The organism is Corynebacterium sp. HMSC063G05 (assembly GCF_001810555.1).
Taxonomy (GTDB): Bacteria; Actinomycetota; Actinomycetes; order Mycobacteriales; family Mycobacteriaceae; genus Corynebacterium; species Corynebacterium jeikeium_D.
Genome location: NZ_KV801852.1, coordinates 1 through 315, shown reverse-complemented (window position 1 = coordinate 315; position 315 = coordinate 1). Strand labels below are relative to the sequence as shown.

General features: G+C 54.0%; 1 rRNA gene. It reads right to left on the bottom strand.

The window, feature by feature from the left end:
• A 23S ribosomal RNA gene (locus HMPREF2751_RS06940) occupies positions 1–315 on the bottom strand; the annotation flags it as partial.

Here is a 315-nt window from a genome sequence, read left to right as displayed (position 1 = left end):
AAAAAGGGCTCTGACGGATTGTAAGCACATGGTTTCAGGTACTATTTCACTCCCCTCCCGGGGTACTTTTCACCATTCCCTCACGGTACTAATCCGCTATCGGTCATAAGCAGGTATTTAGGCTTACCGGGTGGTCCCGGCAGATTCACAGCAGATTCCACGAGCCCGCTGCTACTCGGGCAACACACCAATTGCACGCACGGGTGTTTCACGTACCGGACTCTCACCGTCTACGGCAGGACATTCCAATCCACTTCCGCTACACCCACACAACACAACGCAGGACTAGCAGACCCTGCACAATGCATCCCCACA